Source organism: Xanthomonas sp. PPL134 (assembly GCF_040595915.1).
Lineage (GTDB): Bacteria > Pseudomonadota > Gammaproteobacteria > Xanthomonadales > Xanthomonadaceae > Xanthomonas_A > Xanthomonas_A indica.
On sequence record NZ_JAMDLL010000005.1, the window covers coordinates 193,535 to 208,254 of the forward strand.

Annotated in this window: 14 protein-coding genes; 11 read left to right on the plus strand and 3 right to left on the minus strand. The window is 68.7% G+C overall.

The annotated features are described in order from the left end of the window. The first annotated feature begins 184 nt into the window (after positions 1-184). From M3U25_RS12395 to M3U25_RS12435, 9 genes are all read left to right on the plus strand, one after another. Positions 185-2,161, plus strand: coding sequence for a SpoIIE family protein phosphatase (locus M3U25_RS12395; RefSeq protein WP_355501429.1), 1,977 nt, complete (start codon positions 185-187; stop codon positions 2,159-2,161). Continuing rightward, complete coding sequence (locus M3U25_RS12400) at positions 2,158-2,598, plus strand: ATP-binding protein (protein WP_355500989.1); 441 nt, start codon at positions 2,158-2,160, stop codon at positions 2,596-2,598. Before M3U25_RS12395 ends, M3U25_RS12400 begins: the two co-directional genes overlap by 4 nt. Further along, positions 2,595-2,981 carry an STAS domain-containing protein gene (locus M3U25_RS12405; RefSeq protein ID WP_355500986.1) on the plus strand — a complete coding sequence of 129 codons (387 nt, stop codon included), beginning with the start codon at positions 2,595-2,597 and terminating at the stop codon, positions 2,979-2,981. Before M3U25_RS12400 ends, M3U25_RS12405 begins: the two co-directional genes overlap by 4 nt. 343 nt (positions 2,982-3,324) lie before the next feature. After that, entirely contained in the window at positions 3,325-3,870 is a 546-nt protein-coding gene (locus M3U25_RS12410; RefSeq protein ID WP_355500984.1) for a PadR family transcriptional regulator, read from the plus strand. Positions 3,871-3,955: 85 nt separating this feature from the next. Beyond that, positions 3,956-4,747: a siderophore-interacting protein gene (locus M3U25_RS12415; RefSeq protein WP_355500981.1), complete on the plus strand. Its 792-nt coding sequence runs from the start codon at positions 3,956-3,958 to the stop codon at positions 4,745-4,747. A 167-nt stretch (positions 4,748-4,914) separates the two neighbouring features. Next, complete coding sequence (locus tag M3U25_RS12420) at positions 4,915-5,184, plus strand: hypothetical protein (protein WP_160946186.1); 270 nt, start codon at positions 4,915-4,917, stop codon at positions 5,182-5,184. Positions 5,185-5,193: 9 nt separating this feature from the next. Further along, complete coding sequence (locus M3U25_RS12425; protein WP_355500977.1) at positions 5,194-6,177, plus strand: radical SAM protein; 984 nt, start codon at positions 5,194-5,196, stop codon at positions 6,175-6,177. Between the two features lie 11 nt (positions 6,178-6,188). After that, positions 6,189-6,446: a hypothetical protein gene (locus M3U25_RS12430; protein ID WP_242084264.1), complete on the plus strand. Its 258-nt coding sequence runs from the start codon at positions 6,189-6,191 to the stop codon at positions 6,444-6,446. Positions 6,447-6,539: 93 nt separating this feature from the next. Then, positions 6,540-6,917: a hypothetical protein gene (locus tag M3U25_RS12435; RefSeq protein ID WP_355500973.1), complete on the plus strand. Its 378-nt coding sequence runs from the start codon at positions 6,540-6,542 to the stop codon at positions 6,915-6,917. 257 nt (positions 6,918-7,174) lie between these two features. On the opposite strand, the gene M3U25_RS12440 is transcribed toward M3U25_RS12435, so the two are convergent. Continuing rightward, a complete protein-coding gene (locus M3U25_RS12440) occupies positions 7,175-7,813 on the minus strand; it encodes a YceI family protein (protein WP_160946182.1) in 639 nt (212 codons plus the stop codon). 83 nt (positions 7,814-7,896) lie between these two features. Next, entirely contained in the window at positions 7,897-8,487 is a 591-nt protein-coding gene (locus M3U25_RS12445; RefSeq protein ID WP_355500968.1) for a malonic semialdehyde reductase, read from the minus strand. A 127-nt stretch (positions 8,488-8,614) separates the two neighbouring features. On the opposite strand from M3U25_RS12445, the gene M3U25_RS12450 reads away from it, so the two are divergent. Continuing rightward, complete coding sequence (locus M3U25_RS12450; protein WP_355500965.1) at positions 8,615-9,586, plus strand: ELM1/GtrOC1 family putative glycosyltransferase; 972 nt, start codon at positions 8,615-8,617, stop codon at positions 9,584-9,586. Between the two features lie 73 nt (positions 9,587-9,659). Here the strand turns inward: M3U25_RS12450 and M3U25_RS12455 are convergent, their stop codons facing one another. Next, entirely contained in the window at positions 9,660-11,534 is a 1,875-nt protein-coding gene (locus tag M3U25_RS12455) for a S53 family peptidase (RefSeq protein ID WP_355500962.1), read from the minus strand. Between the two features lie 843 nt (positions 11,535-12,377). Between M3U25_RS12455 and M3U25_RS12460 the strand changes: the two genes are divergently transcribed. Further along, a complete protein-coding gene (locus M3U25_RS12460) occupies positions 12,378-14,678 on the plus strand; it encodes a TonB-dependent receptor (RefSeq protein WP_355500959.1) in 2,301 nt (766 codons plus the stop codon). The last annotated feature ends 42 nt before the right edge of the window (positions 14,679-14,720 follow it).

Here is a 14,720-nt window from a genome sequence, read left to right on the forward strand (position 1 = left end):
TGGCATGTGTTTTCTCGAAGCCTGCAAGTGTAGCGCAACCGCCTCGCAGGACCTCGTACGCCAGCGTATGGAACGGACTGTCACATTGGCCCGGGACACCCCGCGGGACAGCCGCCGCGGCCGCTGTGCCGGGCGGCCGCGGCTGCGCTTATGATCGGGCTCCAGGCCCCCGTGGAGCGCCACCATCGCCCTTGCCTCGTCAGCGCAGGACGCCTCCGCGGTCGCCTGGCGGCACAGCCTGCGCACACGGCTGCTGCTGTGGGGCAGCCTGCTGCAGGTGGCGCTGCTGCTGGGCCTGGCCCTGCTGTTCTACCTGGGCGCGCGCGAGGTGATGGTGCGCAATGCGCGCGAGGAGGTGGCCGGGCTGACCCAGCAGACCGCGCGCAGCCTGGACGCCACCCTGGGCTCGGTGCAGGTGAGCGGGCGCACCCTGGCCGCCACCGCGGCGGGACTGGGCCGGCAGCCGTTCAACCTGCGCACCCTGCTGCAGGCCACGCTGCAGGGCGACCCGGACATCGCCGGCGCCTTGCTGGTGATCGAGCCCGGCGCGCTGAAGGACGACGGCCGCGGCTTCGCCTGGCACCTGCGGCGCACCGCCGGCGGCGTGCAGGAGCAATCGGCGGAGGCGATGGGCTTCGACCTGCACAGCATGCCGTGGTACCGGCGCACGCTGGCCGCGCCGGCGCCGTGGTGGTCCGAGCCGTACAGCGACGCCAGCAGCGGCGGCACCTACCTGACCACCTACAACCTGCCGCTGCGCCTGCCCGGCGACGGCCCGCAGGCGCCGGCGATCGGCATGGTGAGCGTGGACGTGCCGCTGCAGCGCCTGCAGGCCATCGTCGCCGAGCTGCCGGCCAACAGCGGGCTGCAGCCGATGCTGCTGTCGCCGGACGGGCTGTTCGTGCTGCATCCGGACCCGGCGCTGCGCTTCCGCCGCACCCTGGAGGCGCACGTGGCGCGGGCGCGGCCGGACCTGTCGCCGCTGGCGCAGGCGGCCGATACCCACAGGCCGGTGCGCTTCGAGCACACCGCGCCGGACGGCACCCGCTATCTCACGCAGAGCGCGGCGGTGGGCGACACCGGCTGGACCTTCGCGCTGAGCGTGTCGGAGGACTACATCCTGGCCGGGCTGGACCGCATCGTGCTGTGGGGCGCGCTGGCCGGTGCCGCCGCGCTGGCGGTTTGGTTGTGGCTGCTGCATCGCTACACCGTGCGGCTGGTGCGGCCGATCGAGGACCTGACCGACTCGGCGCTGCACTTCAGCCAGGGCGCGTTCGACTACCCGCTGCGGCACGTCGAGCGCGCGGACGAGGTGGGGGTGATGGCGCGTGCCTTCGATAGCGCACGCGGTTCTATCAAGCGCCAACTGGACGAGATCGCCACGCTGGCACAGGCGCGGCAGCGCATGCAGAGCGAATTGTCGATCGCGCGCGACATCCAGCAGGCGATGCTGCCGGGCGGGCGCACCTTCGACAGCGCCCACAAGCACCTGGAGACCTATGCGCTGCTGGAACCGGCGGAGATGGTCGGCGGCGATTTCTACCAGTTCTTCGAGACCGAGCCGGGGCTGCTGTGGTTCGTGGTCGGCGATGTGTCCGACAAGGGCGTGCCGGCGGCGCTGTTCATGGCGCGGGCGATGACGGTGCTGGAGATCGCCGCGCGCCGGCACACGCGCCCGGACGCGATCCTGATCGCGGCCTCGCAGCGGCTGGTGGAAGGCAACGAGCCGTGCATGTTCGCCACCGTGCTGTGCGGGCTGATCGACGTGCACAGCGGCGACTACTGGCTGTCCAGCGCCGGCCACGAGCCGCCGTTGCTGCTCGGCGCCGATGGCCACGCGGCACTGCTGCCGCTGGAATCGGGTCCACCGCTGGGGCTGGAGCCGCAGTCGCGCTATCCGGTGGTGCATGGGCGCCTGGCCGCCGGCGCCACCTTGCTGAGCTACACCGACGGCATCACCGAGGCGATGGATGCGCAGGAACAGGCCTACGGCGAGGCGCGGCTGCTGGCGGCGCTGCAGCCCGGCGCCGATGCGCAGGCGCAATGCGCCGCCGTGCTGGCCGACGTGCAGGCGTTCACCGCGCCGGCACCGCAGTCCGACGACATTACCCTGCTGGCGATCCGGCTGCGCCAGGATCCGGCACGGGAGGCGACACGATGATGCTGCGATGGCAGATGGAACCGGCACTGGACGCACTGGCGCAACTGAGCGACAGCGTGGAGACGGCGCTGCTGCGCCACGGCGTGAGCGGCGAGCAGGTCAGCCGCACCCGGCTGATCGTCGAGGAGCTGGCCTGCAACACCCTGGAGCACGGCCGCCTGCGCCGCGCCCCGCTGCCGGTGGACGTGATCGTGCACCTGCAGCCCGACGCGCTGGTGCTGGAGTTCCACGACAGCGGCCCGGCCTTCGACCCGCGCAGCGCGCCGGTGCCGGACCTGGACGCGGACATCGCCGAACGCCCGATCGGCGGCCTCGGCCTGCACCTGGTGCAGCAACTGGCCGATCGCCTGGAATACCGCCACGACGGCGGCCGCAACGTCGTGCGCATTGTCCTGCTGCAACCCGCCGATCCCTCCCTTCAGGAGTCGCCCGCATGACCACGTTGAGCCTGCAGATCGACCCGGCGCAGGACAAGCGCCAACGCCTCACCCTCAGCGGGCGGCTGGACACGCACACCTACCAGGCGCTGGACGAGGCACTGGCACCGCTGCTGGCCACGCCGATCACCACCCTGGTGCTGGACCTGTCGCACCTGGACTACATCAGCAGCGCCGGCATCCGCTCGATCTTCAAGGCGCGCAAGGTGCTGGCCGCGCGCGACGGGCGGGTGCTGGTGGTCAACCCGCAGCCGCAGATTCGCAAGGTGTTCGACGTGGTCAAGGCGGTGCCGTTGAACGAGATCTTTACCTCGGTGCAGGAGTTGGACAACTACCTGGACGAGATGCAGCGGCGGGTGCTGGAGCAGGAGCGCGGTAGGTGAGGTCAGGCGGCGTCTGTGCGGTACGCCCGCAACCTCTGCCTTGTTGCTCCTACGTGGATGCGCTGGGCATCGTTGTGGGAGGGACTTCAGTCCCGACGGCGGAGGGTGTCAGTCCGCGTACGGCTTCACGTGTCGTGCCCGCATGACAGGGACTCGCCACAAGCGCCACCGCTGGCCGGCAACCTGGCGCCCCCCCTGCATAGACCACACGCGCAGCGAACGCACGCGCACGCTGCCGTCTTGACTGAACCAATCCCCCAGCGCGCCAACGCCCGCCCTCCCAGGCGCTTGCCGGCCACCCCACTTCGATATATCGTTTTCGCACCTGATTCGACATATCGAAATGCCACGACCCCACGCCCCCGGCCCGCACTCCGCGCACCGCCTGTTCGAGGAAGACCGGGCCGGACGCGGCCGTGGCGCACGCGGTCCGCGCCCGCTGGGCCACGGCGACCTGCGGCTGTTGTTGCTGGCGATGATCGAGACCCAGCCGCGCCACGGTTACGAGCTGATCCGCGCGGTCGCCGAACTGTTCCATGGCCTGTACACGCCCAGCGCCGGCACGGTTTACCCGACCCTGGCGCAGTTGGAAGCGCAGGGCCTGGTGCAGGCCGATGCCGACGCCACCCGCAAGCGCTATGCGATCACCGCGGCCGGCCAAGCCTTCGTGCGGGCCGAACGCGCGCAGGTGGACGCGGCGCTGCAGCGCACCCAGCACAGCGCGCGCGCGCTGGTGCGCGCCAACGTGCCGGCGCCGGTGCGCGAGGCGATGCGCCGCATCAAGCATGGCCTGTTGGCGCGGCACGGGCGCTGGGACCCGGACGAGATCGAGCGCGTCGCCGCGTTGTTGCATGCCGCTGCCAACGGCATGGATGGCACGCCCCCCTGATTCCCCTTCCAGCCAGCACGCGGACGCCTGCGATTTCGGCAACCGCGTCGCCAGCCAACCCTCTCCCCACTTTTCGAGGATTCCCATGGCGACTCACGAACACCGCCTGCTGCGCCACCCGCTGCGCCTGCGTCATCTGCAGGTGCTGCGCACGCAACCGCTGACCCCGCACATGCGCCGCATCGTCGTCGGCGGCCCCGAGTTGGATGGCTTCGTCAGCGCTGGGCCGGACGACCACGTCAAGCTGTTCTTCCCCAATCCCGAAGGCGCGTTCGTGCTGCCGACGATGACCGAGCACGGCCCGGTGTATCCGGCCGACGTGCCGCCCTCGCCCGCCCGCGACTACACCCCGCGCCACTACGATGCCGACGCGCAGGAACTGACCCTGGACTTCGTGCTGCATGGCGACGGTCCGGCCTGCCGCTGGGCGGCGCAGGCCGACCCCGGCGATGCGCTGGTGGTCGGCGGGCCGCGCGGCTCGTTCGTGGCAGCCGACGATTTCGACGCCTACGTGCTGATCGGCGACGAGACCGCACTGCCGGCGATCGGCCGTTGGCTGGAGACCCTGCCGGCCGACGCGGAGGTGGACGCACTGATCGAGATCCCCGGCTACGCCGACCGGCAGACGCTGGACTGCGACGCCGAGCTGCGCGTCACCTGGCTGGAGCGCAATGGCGTGGATCCACGCGGCAGCCAGTTGCTGGAAGGCGCGCTGCGCGACTTCGACCCGCCCGATGGCGATGCGTTCTACTGGATCGCCTGCGAATCGGCCCGCGCGCGGATGATGCGCAAGTTCGTCGAAGGCCACCTGGGCGTACCCAAGGAGTGGATTCGCGCGACCGGGTATTGGAAGGCGGGCGGGGACCAGGACGAGTAGCACGCCGGCATGCCGCCAGCCGGCGAAGTGCAATTGCAGGTGGGGCGGGCAGCACTCATCCGCACTGTAGACACGCCAAGAAATTGCGAAATAAATCACAATATTTCAGAGACCTGCATTTTACAAAGCCGCCTACCCATCGACGGATCTCGAGAGGCGGCTTGCGCATGGACAAGGCATTTCACGCGATCGATCCCCGCGGCATCACGCTGAACCCGGACGGATCGATCAACTTCGCCAACCATCGATTGCGCGCCGCGGCGATCGCTTCAGCGACGGCAGGGGCGATTCGCCCCATGAGCGAAAATGCCGGAACGTGTACCAACTCCGGCACCTGCTCCTCCACGAATTACACCTGCAACAACACAGGTGACTGTTCCAAAGCGTCCAATGTGGGCTCTTGTCGAGCCGGCGGCCAGCCCTCGCCAAACGGTTGAGGCACGCCGATGCTGAGCGAAGCCGCCATCGCCGAGGCGCTTTCTCCGCGCATCCTGTCTCTCATCCTTTTGCCGACCGAAAAATGTAATTTCCGCTGCACCTATTGCCATGAAGACTTTGCGATAGGACGCATGCACCCGAGCGTGGTCAGCGGCATCAAGGCATTGATCGCCAATCGCGCGCCCCACCTGGATCGACTGAATATCTCCTGGTTCGGCGGGGAACCCCTCCTGGCGCGCGATGTCGTCCTGGAGATCGGCCAACACGCCAATGCGGTCTGCGCGCAACACGACGTCGCCTTCAGCGCCGGCTTTACCACCAACGGCTATCTGCTGGAGCCCGCCCTGCTCCAACGCTTTACGGAACTCCAGCACCGCGAGTTCCAGATCACGCTGGACGGCGACGCAGAATGGCACGACAGAACACGCATCACCACCAGCAAAGGCGCGACGTTCGAGAAAATCTGGTCCAATCTCATCGCCTATCGCTCACTCGCGGCGCGCTTTTCCATCTCGCTGCGGCTGCATCTGCACCAGGACAACATTGAATCGGTGCGGCGCCTCTACGCAAGCCTGCGTCGCCAGTTGCTCGACGATCCACGGTTCTCGGTGTACTTCCACAAAGTCTCGAACTTGAGCGCCGGCAGCACGATAGGGGAAAAGGTGCTGCCGCGAGACCGCTACCTGGACGCCATCGCCTATATCACCGCCTCCACCGATCTTCCGCCCAAGGACGCACGCCCGATTTCGGAAGAGCACCTGGATGGCTATATCTGCTATGCGGCAAAACCGAACTCGCTGATGATTCGCGCCAACGGGAAAATCGGCAAATGCACGGTCGCGCTCAACGATGATCGCAACGATCTCGGGCGCCTCCACGCTGACGGCACCATCGACATCGAAAACGAAAAGCTGCGTCGTTGGATGAGCGGATTCTCCGATCTCTCCGAGCAAACGCTTGGTTGCCCGCTTTCCACCTTGGCAAGCACCTGAGATGAATCCCGATGCCCATCCGCATAGACCCAGACAAGATATCGCTAGGCAAGAATGCCGAAGTGCTGTTCGACGGCTCGGAAGCGTCCACCGCTGCTGCAGTGGAAGCATTGGCAACGCGGCGCTTCGGCACACGCGCCACCAACGAAGTCTGCAATGGCACCAACCCCGCGTGCACGAATACGAAAGACTGCTCGTTAGGGAGCAACACCAACTGCACCAACAAAGGTTCCTGCATCACCCCCAACCCAGGCCCAGGCCAGGGCTGACGTGCAACCACCAGGTGGATCGCCATGACAACGCATACGAACGATAGCCGCCGCAACTTCCTCTTCGGTACCGCTGCGACTGCAATTGCCGCGATGATTCCTGCCGCCGCGGCATCTGCCGCGGCAACCGGTGCCAGCGCTCCACAGACCGCGCCCCCCGTCGGCCGCGCCCTCCCCGAGACGCAGACCTTCGCGGTGCAAGTCCTGGGCGACCTGCGCCAGCCATCGACCGACCTGCAACTGATCCCGGGTCAGCTCTCCGAACCACTGGCGCTCAAGGGCAACGGCACCTACCGGGTGAAGATCAGCCCCACCGACATCACCACGCGTTTCGGGCCGATCTACCGGCTGACCCTGGCCGATGCGCAGGGCACGCCCCTGGAGGAAATGAACATCGGCAGCGACACCACCGCCACCTTCAGCCGTTATGGCGTGCAGGTCTACGCGCTGTCGATCGAACAGGCGATGTAGGCGCATGTCAGATACGTGCTTTGCCGGGGCTCAGCGCGACCTGCCGTTGTGCTGTCGTAGGGGCGGCTTCAGCCGCGACAGGCACGTCGGCCCCACGCGTCGCGGCTGAAGCCGCTCCTACCGTGCGCGTTTCGTCGCGATTGAAGCTCGCGACACACCGCGCGACCCCGAAAACACAAACGCCCGCCGAATGGCGGGCGTTTGCATTGCAGCGGGCGGTAGCGCGCGAAGCGCCACCGCCGCACGCGCAGGCCGGCTTACTTGGCCGCGTTCAAGGTCGCTTCGGTGGTGATGCGGATCTTGACCTCGTCGCTGACGTTGGGCACGTAGGCGCCCAGGCCGAAGTCGCTGCGCTTGATCGTGGTGGTGGCGTCGAAGCCCAGCGCCGGCACCTTCTTCATCGGGTGCGGACCGGCACCGTTGAGGGTCACCGCCAGCACCACCGGCTTGGTCGTGCCCTTGATGGTGAGGTCGCCGGCGACGGTCAGCTTGTTGGCGCCGGCCGAGGTCACCTTGGTGCTCTTGAAGGTGGCGGTCGGGAACTTGGCGGCGTCGAAGAAGTCGGCGCTCTTCAGGTGCTCGTCGAACTTGGCGGTGAAGCTGTTGAGGCCGGACAGCGGCAGGGTCACGTTGACGCTGGACTTGCTCACGTCCTGGGCGTTGTAGACCAGGGTGCCGTCGACGTCGCCGAAGTGCGCGGACGGGTTGGAGAAGCCGAAGTGGCTCCACTGCACCAGCACGTCGGTGTGGGCCGGGTCGAGGGTGTAGGTGCCGGACACGCCCTTGGCGGGGGCAGCGGCGGCGGCCGGCGCGGCGAAGGCGCTGGTGGCGGGCTGGGCGACGACGACGGCCAGGGCCATGGCGAGCGGGAGCAGCAGTTTGCGGGTCTTGGTCATGGTGGAACTCCTTGGAGGGGTGATGGGACGAAACTGCGGCAGGCGCGGGCCTGCGGTGGGACAGGGAAGCGAAACGCGCGCGCTCACTCGATGCGCGCGGCCTCGTCGAAACTCAGCCGCGGCAGGCGCGGGAACAGGCCGCTGGGGTCGCCGTAGCCGAGGTTGACCAGGAAGTTGGATTTGATCGCAGTGCCTGCGAAGAACGCGGCATCGACCTTGGCGTTGTCGAAGCCGGACATGGGACCGGCATCCAGGCCCAGCGCACGCGCGGCCAGGATCAGGTAGGCGCCCTGCAGCGAGCCGTTGCGGAACGCGCCTTCGCTGCGGCCTTCGCGCGGGCCGTCGAACCAGCTCTTGGCATCGGTGTGCGGGAACAGGTACGGCAGCTTCTCGTGGAAGTCTTCGTCGTGGGCGACGATCACCGTGACCGGTGCGGCCAGGGTCTTGGCCAGGTTGCCCTCGGACAGCGCCGGCTTGAGCTTTTCCTTGGCCTCGGGCGAGGTCACGAAGACGAAGCGCGCCGGGCTGCCGTTGGCCGCGGTCGGGCCCCACTTCACCAGGTCGTACAGCGCGTGCAGGGTGTCTTCGCCGACCGGCTTGTCCAGGAACGCGTTCTGGGTGCGGGCGGTGCGGAACAATTGGTCGAGGGCGGCGTCGTGCAAGGCGTCGGACATGCGGGGAAGTTCCTTGATCGAGGGAAGCGCCAGGATGCCGGTGGGGCCGTCCCGATGCGAGGCGGCCAGTGTAGAGTGGCACGATTGCCGCAACACCCGGCCGCGATGCAACGGATTACTACCAAACGTGAAACGATCGGACGCGACCTGGGCGATTAGCGATGGCCGCGCCGGCAATGCCCGCCAGGCCGAGGCGCTGGCCGCCGCGTTGGCGCTTCCGACAACAACACCGATCCAGCCGCAGTTGCTGCAGCCGCACATGCCCTGGCGCTGGCTGGCGCCGCGCTGGCTGCCCGGCGCGCAGCATGCCTACGGCGCCGCCTTCGCCGATTCGCTGCGGCAGCCGCCACGACTCGCCGTGGGCTGCGGCCGCCAGGCGGCACTGGCGACGCGGTTGCTGCGCGCGCGCGGCAGCCAGGTGGTGCAGATCCTGGACCCGCGGCTGGATCCGCGGCACTGGGACATGGTGGTGGTGCCGGAACACGACCGCCTGCGCGGCGCCAACGTGCTGACCCTGCTCGGCAGCCTGCATCCGATCGACGATGCCTGGCTGGCCGCCGGGCGCGCGGCGTTTCCTGCACTGGGCGCGCTGCCGTCGCCGCGCGTCGGTCTGTTGGTGGGCGGCCCATCCGGACTCGCGCCGTGGAGTGAAGCACAGGCACACACGGCCTTCGCCGACATCGCCGCGCAGTTGCGCGCGCACGGCGGCAGCCTCCTCGCCAGCGCATCGCGGCGCACGCCGCCCGCGGTGGCCGCGGCCCTGCATCGCACGTTCGCCGAGGTGCCGGGCATCGTGTGGTGCGGCGCGGACGATGGCGCCAATCCCTATGCCGGCCTGCTCGGCTGGGCCGAGCGCCTGGTGTGTACGCCGGATTCGGTGAACCTGCTGTCGGAAGCCTGCGCTACGCGCGTGCCGGTGCAGGTGCTGCTGCCGGAGACGGCGCGTGGCCGCGCCCTGGATTTCCACCGCGCCCTGCAGGCACGCGGCCGGCTGCTCCCGGCGGAGGATGCCGGCGACGCGCACGCCGCCGACATCGCACCGCTGCGCGAAACCGCGCGGGTGGCCGCGCTGATCCGCGACCGCCTGGCACTGGCCTGATCGGCTGCCGCACCGGCGTCGCTGCCACGACACCGGCACGGCAACCGGGCCCAACGCGTTACATCACGCTGCGTCAGGGGTTGCTCGGCGAGCGCGGCACGCCCGCCGGCGCCGCATCCAGCGCACCGATCAGCAGCCGCACCACCGGCGTCCCCAGGCCGACGGTGTAGTTGTACTTGCCCTTGATCGGCTGGTTGTTGTCGACCACGCCGTTGTAGCCGGGGATGCCGCGATGCAGCGCCTCCGGGCCATTGGCGGCCAGGCGATACAGGTAGTCGTTGAGATTGCCCTGGCGGCCCTGCTTCTCCACCAGCAGCGCGACCGCGCTGGCGAACTCCGGCGCGGCGACGCTGGTGCCGATCACCGCCTCGATGCCGCCCTTGAAGTAGGTGGCCACCGAGCTATCGCCCTCCCGGCACGGCTGCGTGGCGGTCGTCGGGCAGCCGCCGACCAGCATGCCGATGTCCGGCAGCGTACGCATGGACGTGCGCGTCCCGCCGAGCGCACGCAACTGATAGGCCGGGCGCTGGAACAGGGTGCTGACGCCGCCGCCGGCGCCCCAGTAGCCGCCGGCCAGGTTGGCGCCGAAGCCGTAGTAGTCGGCGGTCTGCAGCGGATCGCCGTAGGCGCTTTCGCTCTTGTAGCCCGACTCCAGGCTGCCCTTCTTGTAGGCGGTGAGCAGGTTGCCGCCGCCGACCGCGGTCACGTGCGGGCTGGCCGCCGGATGCTCCACGCCGGCGACGAAGCGGCCGTCCTTGTGATCGACCGCGTACTGCGTGTCGGCGCAGTCCAGGCCGGCGTTGTCGCCGCTGGAGGCGACGAAGGTGATGCCTTGCGCGTTGCCCTGCTTGAACACCGCATCGTAGGGACGCAGCAGCGAAGTAAAATCCTTGCCGCCGTTGTAGGCCGCGGTGTAGTACAGCTCGCAGACGCCGAACGAGGAGCTGACCACGTCGGCCTGGTTGTCCTGCACGATCTGCCGGTAGCCGGCCAGCACGGAGGCGTCGCTCAGGTCCGGGATCACGTACAGCAGCACGTGCGCGCCGGGCGCGCCGCCGAGCGCCATCTCCACGTCGAGTGCGGCCTCGCCTGCCGCGGCGTCGTTGCCGTCCTGCAGGCCCGGCTTGGCGCCGGCCACGTAATGGCGCGCGTACAGGGCCGGAGTGGCGTGGTTGGCGGCGTAGCGGCTGAAGTTTTCGTGGTCGAACATCGCCTTGATGTCCGAATCCAGCACGTCGCTGCTGATCAGGATGGCGATGGTGCTGCCGGTGCCGTCGAGCCGGCGCTGCTGCCCCGCTGCGCCGGTGGTGGCCTGGTAGGACGGATAGCCGTAGGCCTGCTTGAGGTCGTTGTACCAGTAGGTGGTGCCGCCGGCGCCGTAGCGGTTGGCGGGATTCTTGACGGCCGAGCGCTGCCAGTTGACGTGCATCGCCGGCGCGCCGCGGGTCAGGCCGGTCACCGTCGCCCCGGTGTCGCGCAGCACGGCCGGCAACTGCAACGGCGCGGCCGCGGCGAGGCGGGCCTGGCTGCCCTGCTGCACCTCGGCGGTCAGCGGCACCGCGAACAGCCGCTCGACGTTGTCCGCGCTCGCGCTGACATGCAGGGTGGCGCCCTGCTCGATGACGTTCATGTGCGCGGCCTGCAGCGCGGCGCGCACCTGCGCGACCTGCGCCGGTGCCGGCGCGAAGCGGCGCTGGAATTCGGCCGGCGTCAGCCAGTGGTGGTACTGCGGCGAGAGCGGATCCTGGATGTCGGCCAGCAACGCGTCCAGCCCGGCCTGATCGCGCACCGGCAGGTGCACGTCGAAGGTGACCGGCGCGGCGCGCAGCGTGGCGGTCATCGCCGCGATGGAGGCGTCGGGCGCGGCACTGGCGGTGCCGAGCGCGCACAGCAGGGAAGCGGACAACACGGCAGCCAGCAAGGGCCGACGGCGGATGCGATCAAGCATGGGCGTCTCTCCGGGGGTAGAGCGGGTGGACGAGGCCGTGGTGGCCTCGCGGTGTGAAATCGGTTGGTCCTCCGCGGTTGGGAGAAGAGTTGGAGGTGAGGGTGTGGTGCGCGAAGTGCATGCGGTGATCCGTTGCTGCGGGGCTTCGCCCGGACCCTCATCCGCCCCTTCGGGGCACCTTCTCCCGGTGGGAGAAGGAAAAGCGCTGGCCCCTCTCCCACCGGGAGAGGGGTTGGGGTGAGGGTGCGGCGCGCGAAGCGTGCGCGGTGATCCGGCGCTGCGGGCTGCGCTCGTACCCTCATCCGCCCCTGCGGGGCACCTTCTCCCGAGGGGAGAAGGAAAGGGCAATTGCCCCTCTCCCTCCGGGAGAGGGGTTGGGGTGAGGGTACGGAGCAGGCAAATGCGCGTGCCGCGCTGCAGGGATCCAGCACCGCACTCGGACGACGATCCAATCGGCACGAATGCACCGCGCTTCCTGCTCATGTCTGCACGCATCGGCACGTCGTCGTGGCTTGGGCGAGCGGTGATGATTGAAGAGGAATGCACCACAAAACTTTGACGGCCGACTCCGTTTTCGACTTTGGAAACAGCGGTTTTCGCGGGGTTTTCGACACATCCGCCTACATGTGTCCAGCGCCCGTCATGCGTGGCAAATGACGACACTCTGTATCGTATTGATGTCGATGCACGCGGTGCCTCGCCACGTCTTTCTTCCTGGCATCCGATGGCCTGCGTGGCGCCACGCCGCAGGACCGCTGCATGACAACCGCAACGCGGGTGACGCCAACCTGCAACGTCGCTGTCGCATCGTGTGCGCACTTCCTTTACGAATCCCCCTTGCGCATGCCTCTCCATTCCCTGCTGAGCACGGCGATCCTCGCCGCCCTGTTGTCGCCCTTCGCCGCCACCGCCGCGGAGCCTGCCACCGCCGATGGCGCCGCGTCCGACGTGCAGCAACTCGACGCGGTGTCGGTGATCGGCCAGGGCGAGACCCGCCAGGTGCAGCGCATCACCGCCCAGGACGTGGCGGTGCTGCCGCCGGGCACCAGCATCCAGAAGCTGCTCAACCGCATCCCCGGCGTCAACGTGCAGTCCAACGACGCCTTCGGCGCCAACGAGGAATCGCAGACCATCAGCCTGCGCGGCTTCAACGGCACGCGCCTGGGCTACACCCTGGACGGCCTGCCGCTGGGCGACAACGCCTACGGCAACTACAACGGCCTGAACATCAGCCGCGCGCTGATCGCTGAGAACTTCGGCGGCGTGGAACTGGCCTCGGGCATCGGCAGCCTGGGCACCGCCTCCACCAGCAACCTCGGCGGCACGGTGCAGTACTACTCCGACGATCCGTCCACCGAGGTCGGCGTGCGCCTGGCGCAGACCGTGGGCTCGGACAACAACCGCCGCACCTACCTGCGCCTGGACACCGGCGAGCACAATGGCTTCTCCGCCTACCTGTCCGGCATCTACGCCGACGCCGACATGTGGGCCAAGCCGGAATCGCCGACCCATACCGCGCAGTTCAACGGCAAGGGCGTGTACCAATTCGAGGGCGGCAAGCTCACCGCCTTCGTCGACACCTCGCGCACCTCGCAGGCCGACTACGCCTACCTGTCCAAGAGCGGCCTGCACCGCGGCCTGGGCTGGGACTGGAACCTGTACGCGCCGGACTGGCAGCGCGCGCTGGCCGCAGCCTACTGCGCGCCGGCCACGTTCGATGCCAGCCGCTGCGGCTACAGCGGCGGCGTGGACAACATCAACGACGCCTACTACCAGAGCCGCGCGCTGCGCAACGACGACCTGTACTACTTGGCCGGCGACTTCCAGCCGTCCGACGCGGTCAGCGTGCACACCCAGGTCTACCACCACGAGAACGAAGGCCAGGGCCACTGGTGGTCGCCGGGCCAGCCCTCCTACCCGGGCACGCCGCAGGCGCTGCCGATCTCGATCCGCAGCACCAACTACACCATCAACCGCACCGGCGGCATCGCCTCGCTGGGCTGGGACATCGGCCCGCACCACCTGGAGGCGGGCATGTGGTACGAGCGCAACAAGCACCACGTGGAGCGCAACTTCTACTGGATCGACGGCCCGATCGACGACGACGTGTTCCTGAGCAACCCGAACCGCCGGCTGTTCTCGCAGGACTACGTCATCACCACCAAGCAGGCCTACGTGCAGGGCACCTTCAAGCTGCTCGACGAGCGCCTGACCCTGGACATCGGCGCCAAGAGCCCGCACACCACGATGACCGCGCGCGAGACGCCGGGGATCGCGGTGGAATCGCCGGTGGCCAACGGCGAACTCAAGGCCAGCAAGGTGCTGCTGCCGCAGGCCGGCCTGAGCTACCGCCTGGGCGAGGGCCAGGAAGTGTTCGGCTCCTACGCCGAGAACATCGCCGCGTTCCAGGGCGGCGGCGCCGGCGGCCCGCTGCTGGTGACCCAGGCCTCGTTCGACGCCAGCGTCGGCGCGCTGCAGCCGGAGAAGTCCAAGACCTTCGAAGCCGGCTACCGCCTGGTGCGCGACCAGTTCGAAGCCTCGCTGGTCGGCTACGACGTCACCTTCGACAACCGCCTGCTCTCGCTCAACCCCTGCGCGAGCATCCAGCAGGGCACCAGCCCGGCCTGCACCACGCGCTTCTTCAACGTCGGCTCGGTGAGCAGCCGCGGCGGCGAGCTGACCTTCATCTGGAAGCCGAACGCGCACCTGCAGTGGTACAACTCGGCCTCGATCAACCGCTCCACCTACGACGACAACTACGTGCAGAACGGCGCGGTGATCCCCACCGCCGGCAAGTACACCGTGGACACGCCCAAGCGCATGTTCGCCAGCGAGATCAGCTGGACCTGGAACGGCTGGAACGCCAACCTGCGCGGCAAGTACACCGGCCAGCGCTACTACACCTACACCAACGACCAGGGCTTCGGCGGCTACACCTCCTTCGACGCCGGCGCCGGCTACGACTTCGGGGCGGTGTCGTTCCTGCAGGACCTGAAGCTGTCGTTGAACGTCACCAACCTGACCGACAAGCGCTACGCCTCCAACCTCACGTCCTTCAGCAACACCGATCCGAGCGGCCGCGCGCAGGCCTTCCACGCCAGTGCGCCGCGGCAGGCGTTCCTGACCCTGGACGCGCGCTTCTGAGCGCGTCCATCCTGTCCGCCCGCCGCCGAACCGGAACGCATG

Coding starts and splice junctions, on each gene's coding strand:
- M3U25_RS12400 (WP_355500989.1), top strand. CDS start 2,158: ATGATGCTGCGATGGCAGATGGAACCGGCACTGGACGCACTGGCGCAA.
- M3U25_RS12405 (WP_355500986.1), top strand. CDS start 2,595: ATGACCACGTTGAGCCTGCAGATCGACCCGGCGCAGGACAAGCGCCAA.
- M3U25_RS12410 (WP_355500984.1), top strand. CDS start 3,325: ATGCCACGACCCCACGCCCCCGGCCCGCACTCCGCGCACCGCCTGTTC.
- M3U25_RS12415 (WP_355500981.1), top strand. CDS start 3,956: ATGGCGACTCACGAACACCGCCTGCTGCGCCACCCGCTGCGCCTGCGT.
- M3U25_RS12420 (WP_160946186.1), top strand. CDS start 4,915: ATGGACAAGGCATTTCACGCGATCGATCCCCGCGGCATCACGCTGAAC.
- M3U25_RS12425 (WP_355500977.1), top strand. CDS start 5,194: ATGCTGAGCGAAGCCGCCATCGCCGAGGCGCTTTCTCCGCGCATCCTG.
- M3U25_RS12430 (WP_242084264.1), top strand. CDS start 6,189: ATGCCCATCCGCATAGACCCAGACAAGATATCGCTAGGCAAGAATGCC.
- M3U25_RS12435 (WP_355500973.1), top strand. CDS start 6,540: ATGATTCCTGCCGCCGCGGCATCTGCCGCGGCAACCGGTGCCAGCGCT.
- M3U25_RS12440 (WP_160946182.1), bottom strand. CDS start 7,813: ATGACCAAGACCCGCAAACTGCTGCTCCCGCTCGCCATGGCCCTGGCC.
- M3U25_RS12445 (WP_355500968.1), bottom strand. CDS start 8,487: ATGTCCGACGCCTTGCACGACGCCGCCCTCGACCAATTGTTCCGCACC.
- M3U25_RS12455 (WP_355500962.1), bottom strand. CDS start 11,534: ATGCTTGATCGCATCCGCCGTCGGCCCTTGCTGGCTGCCGTGTTGTCC.
- M3U25_RS12460 (WP_355500959.1), top strand. CDS start 12,378: ATGCCTCTCCATTCCCTGCTGAGCACGGCGATCCTCGCCGCCCTGTTG.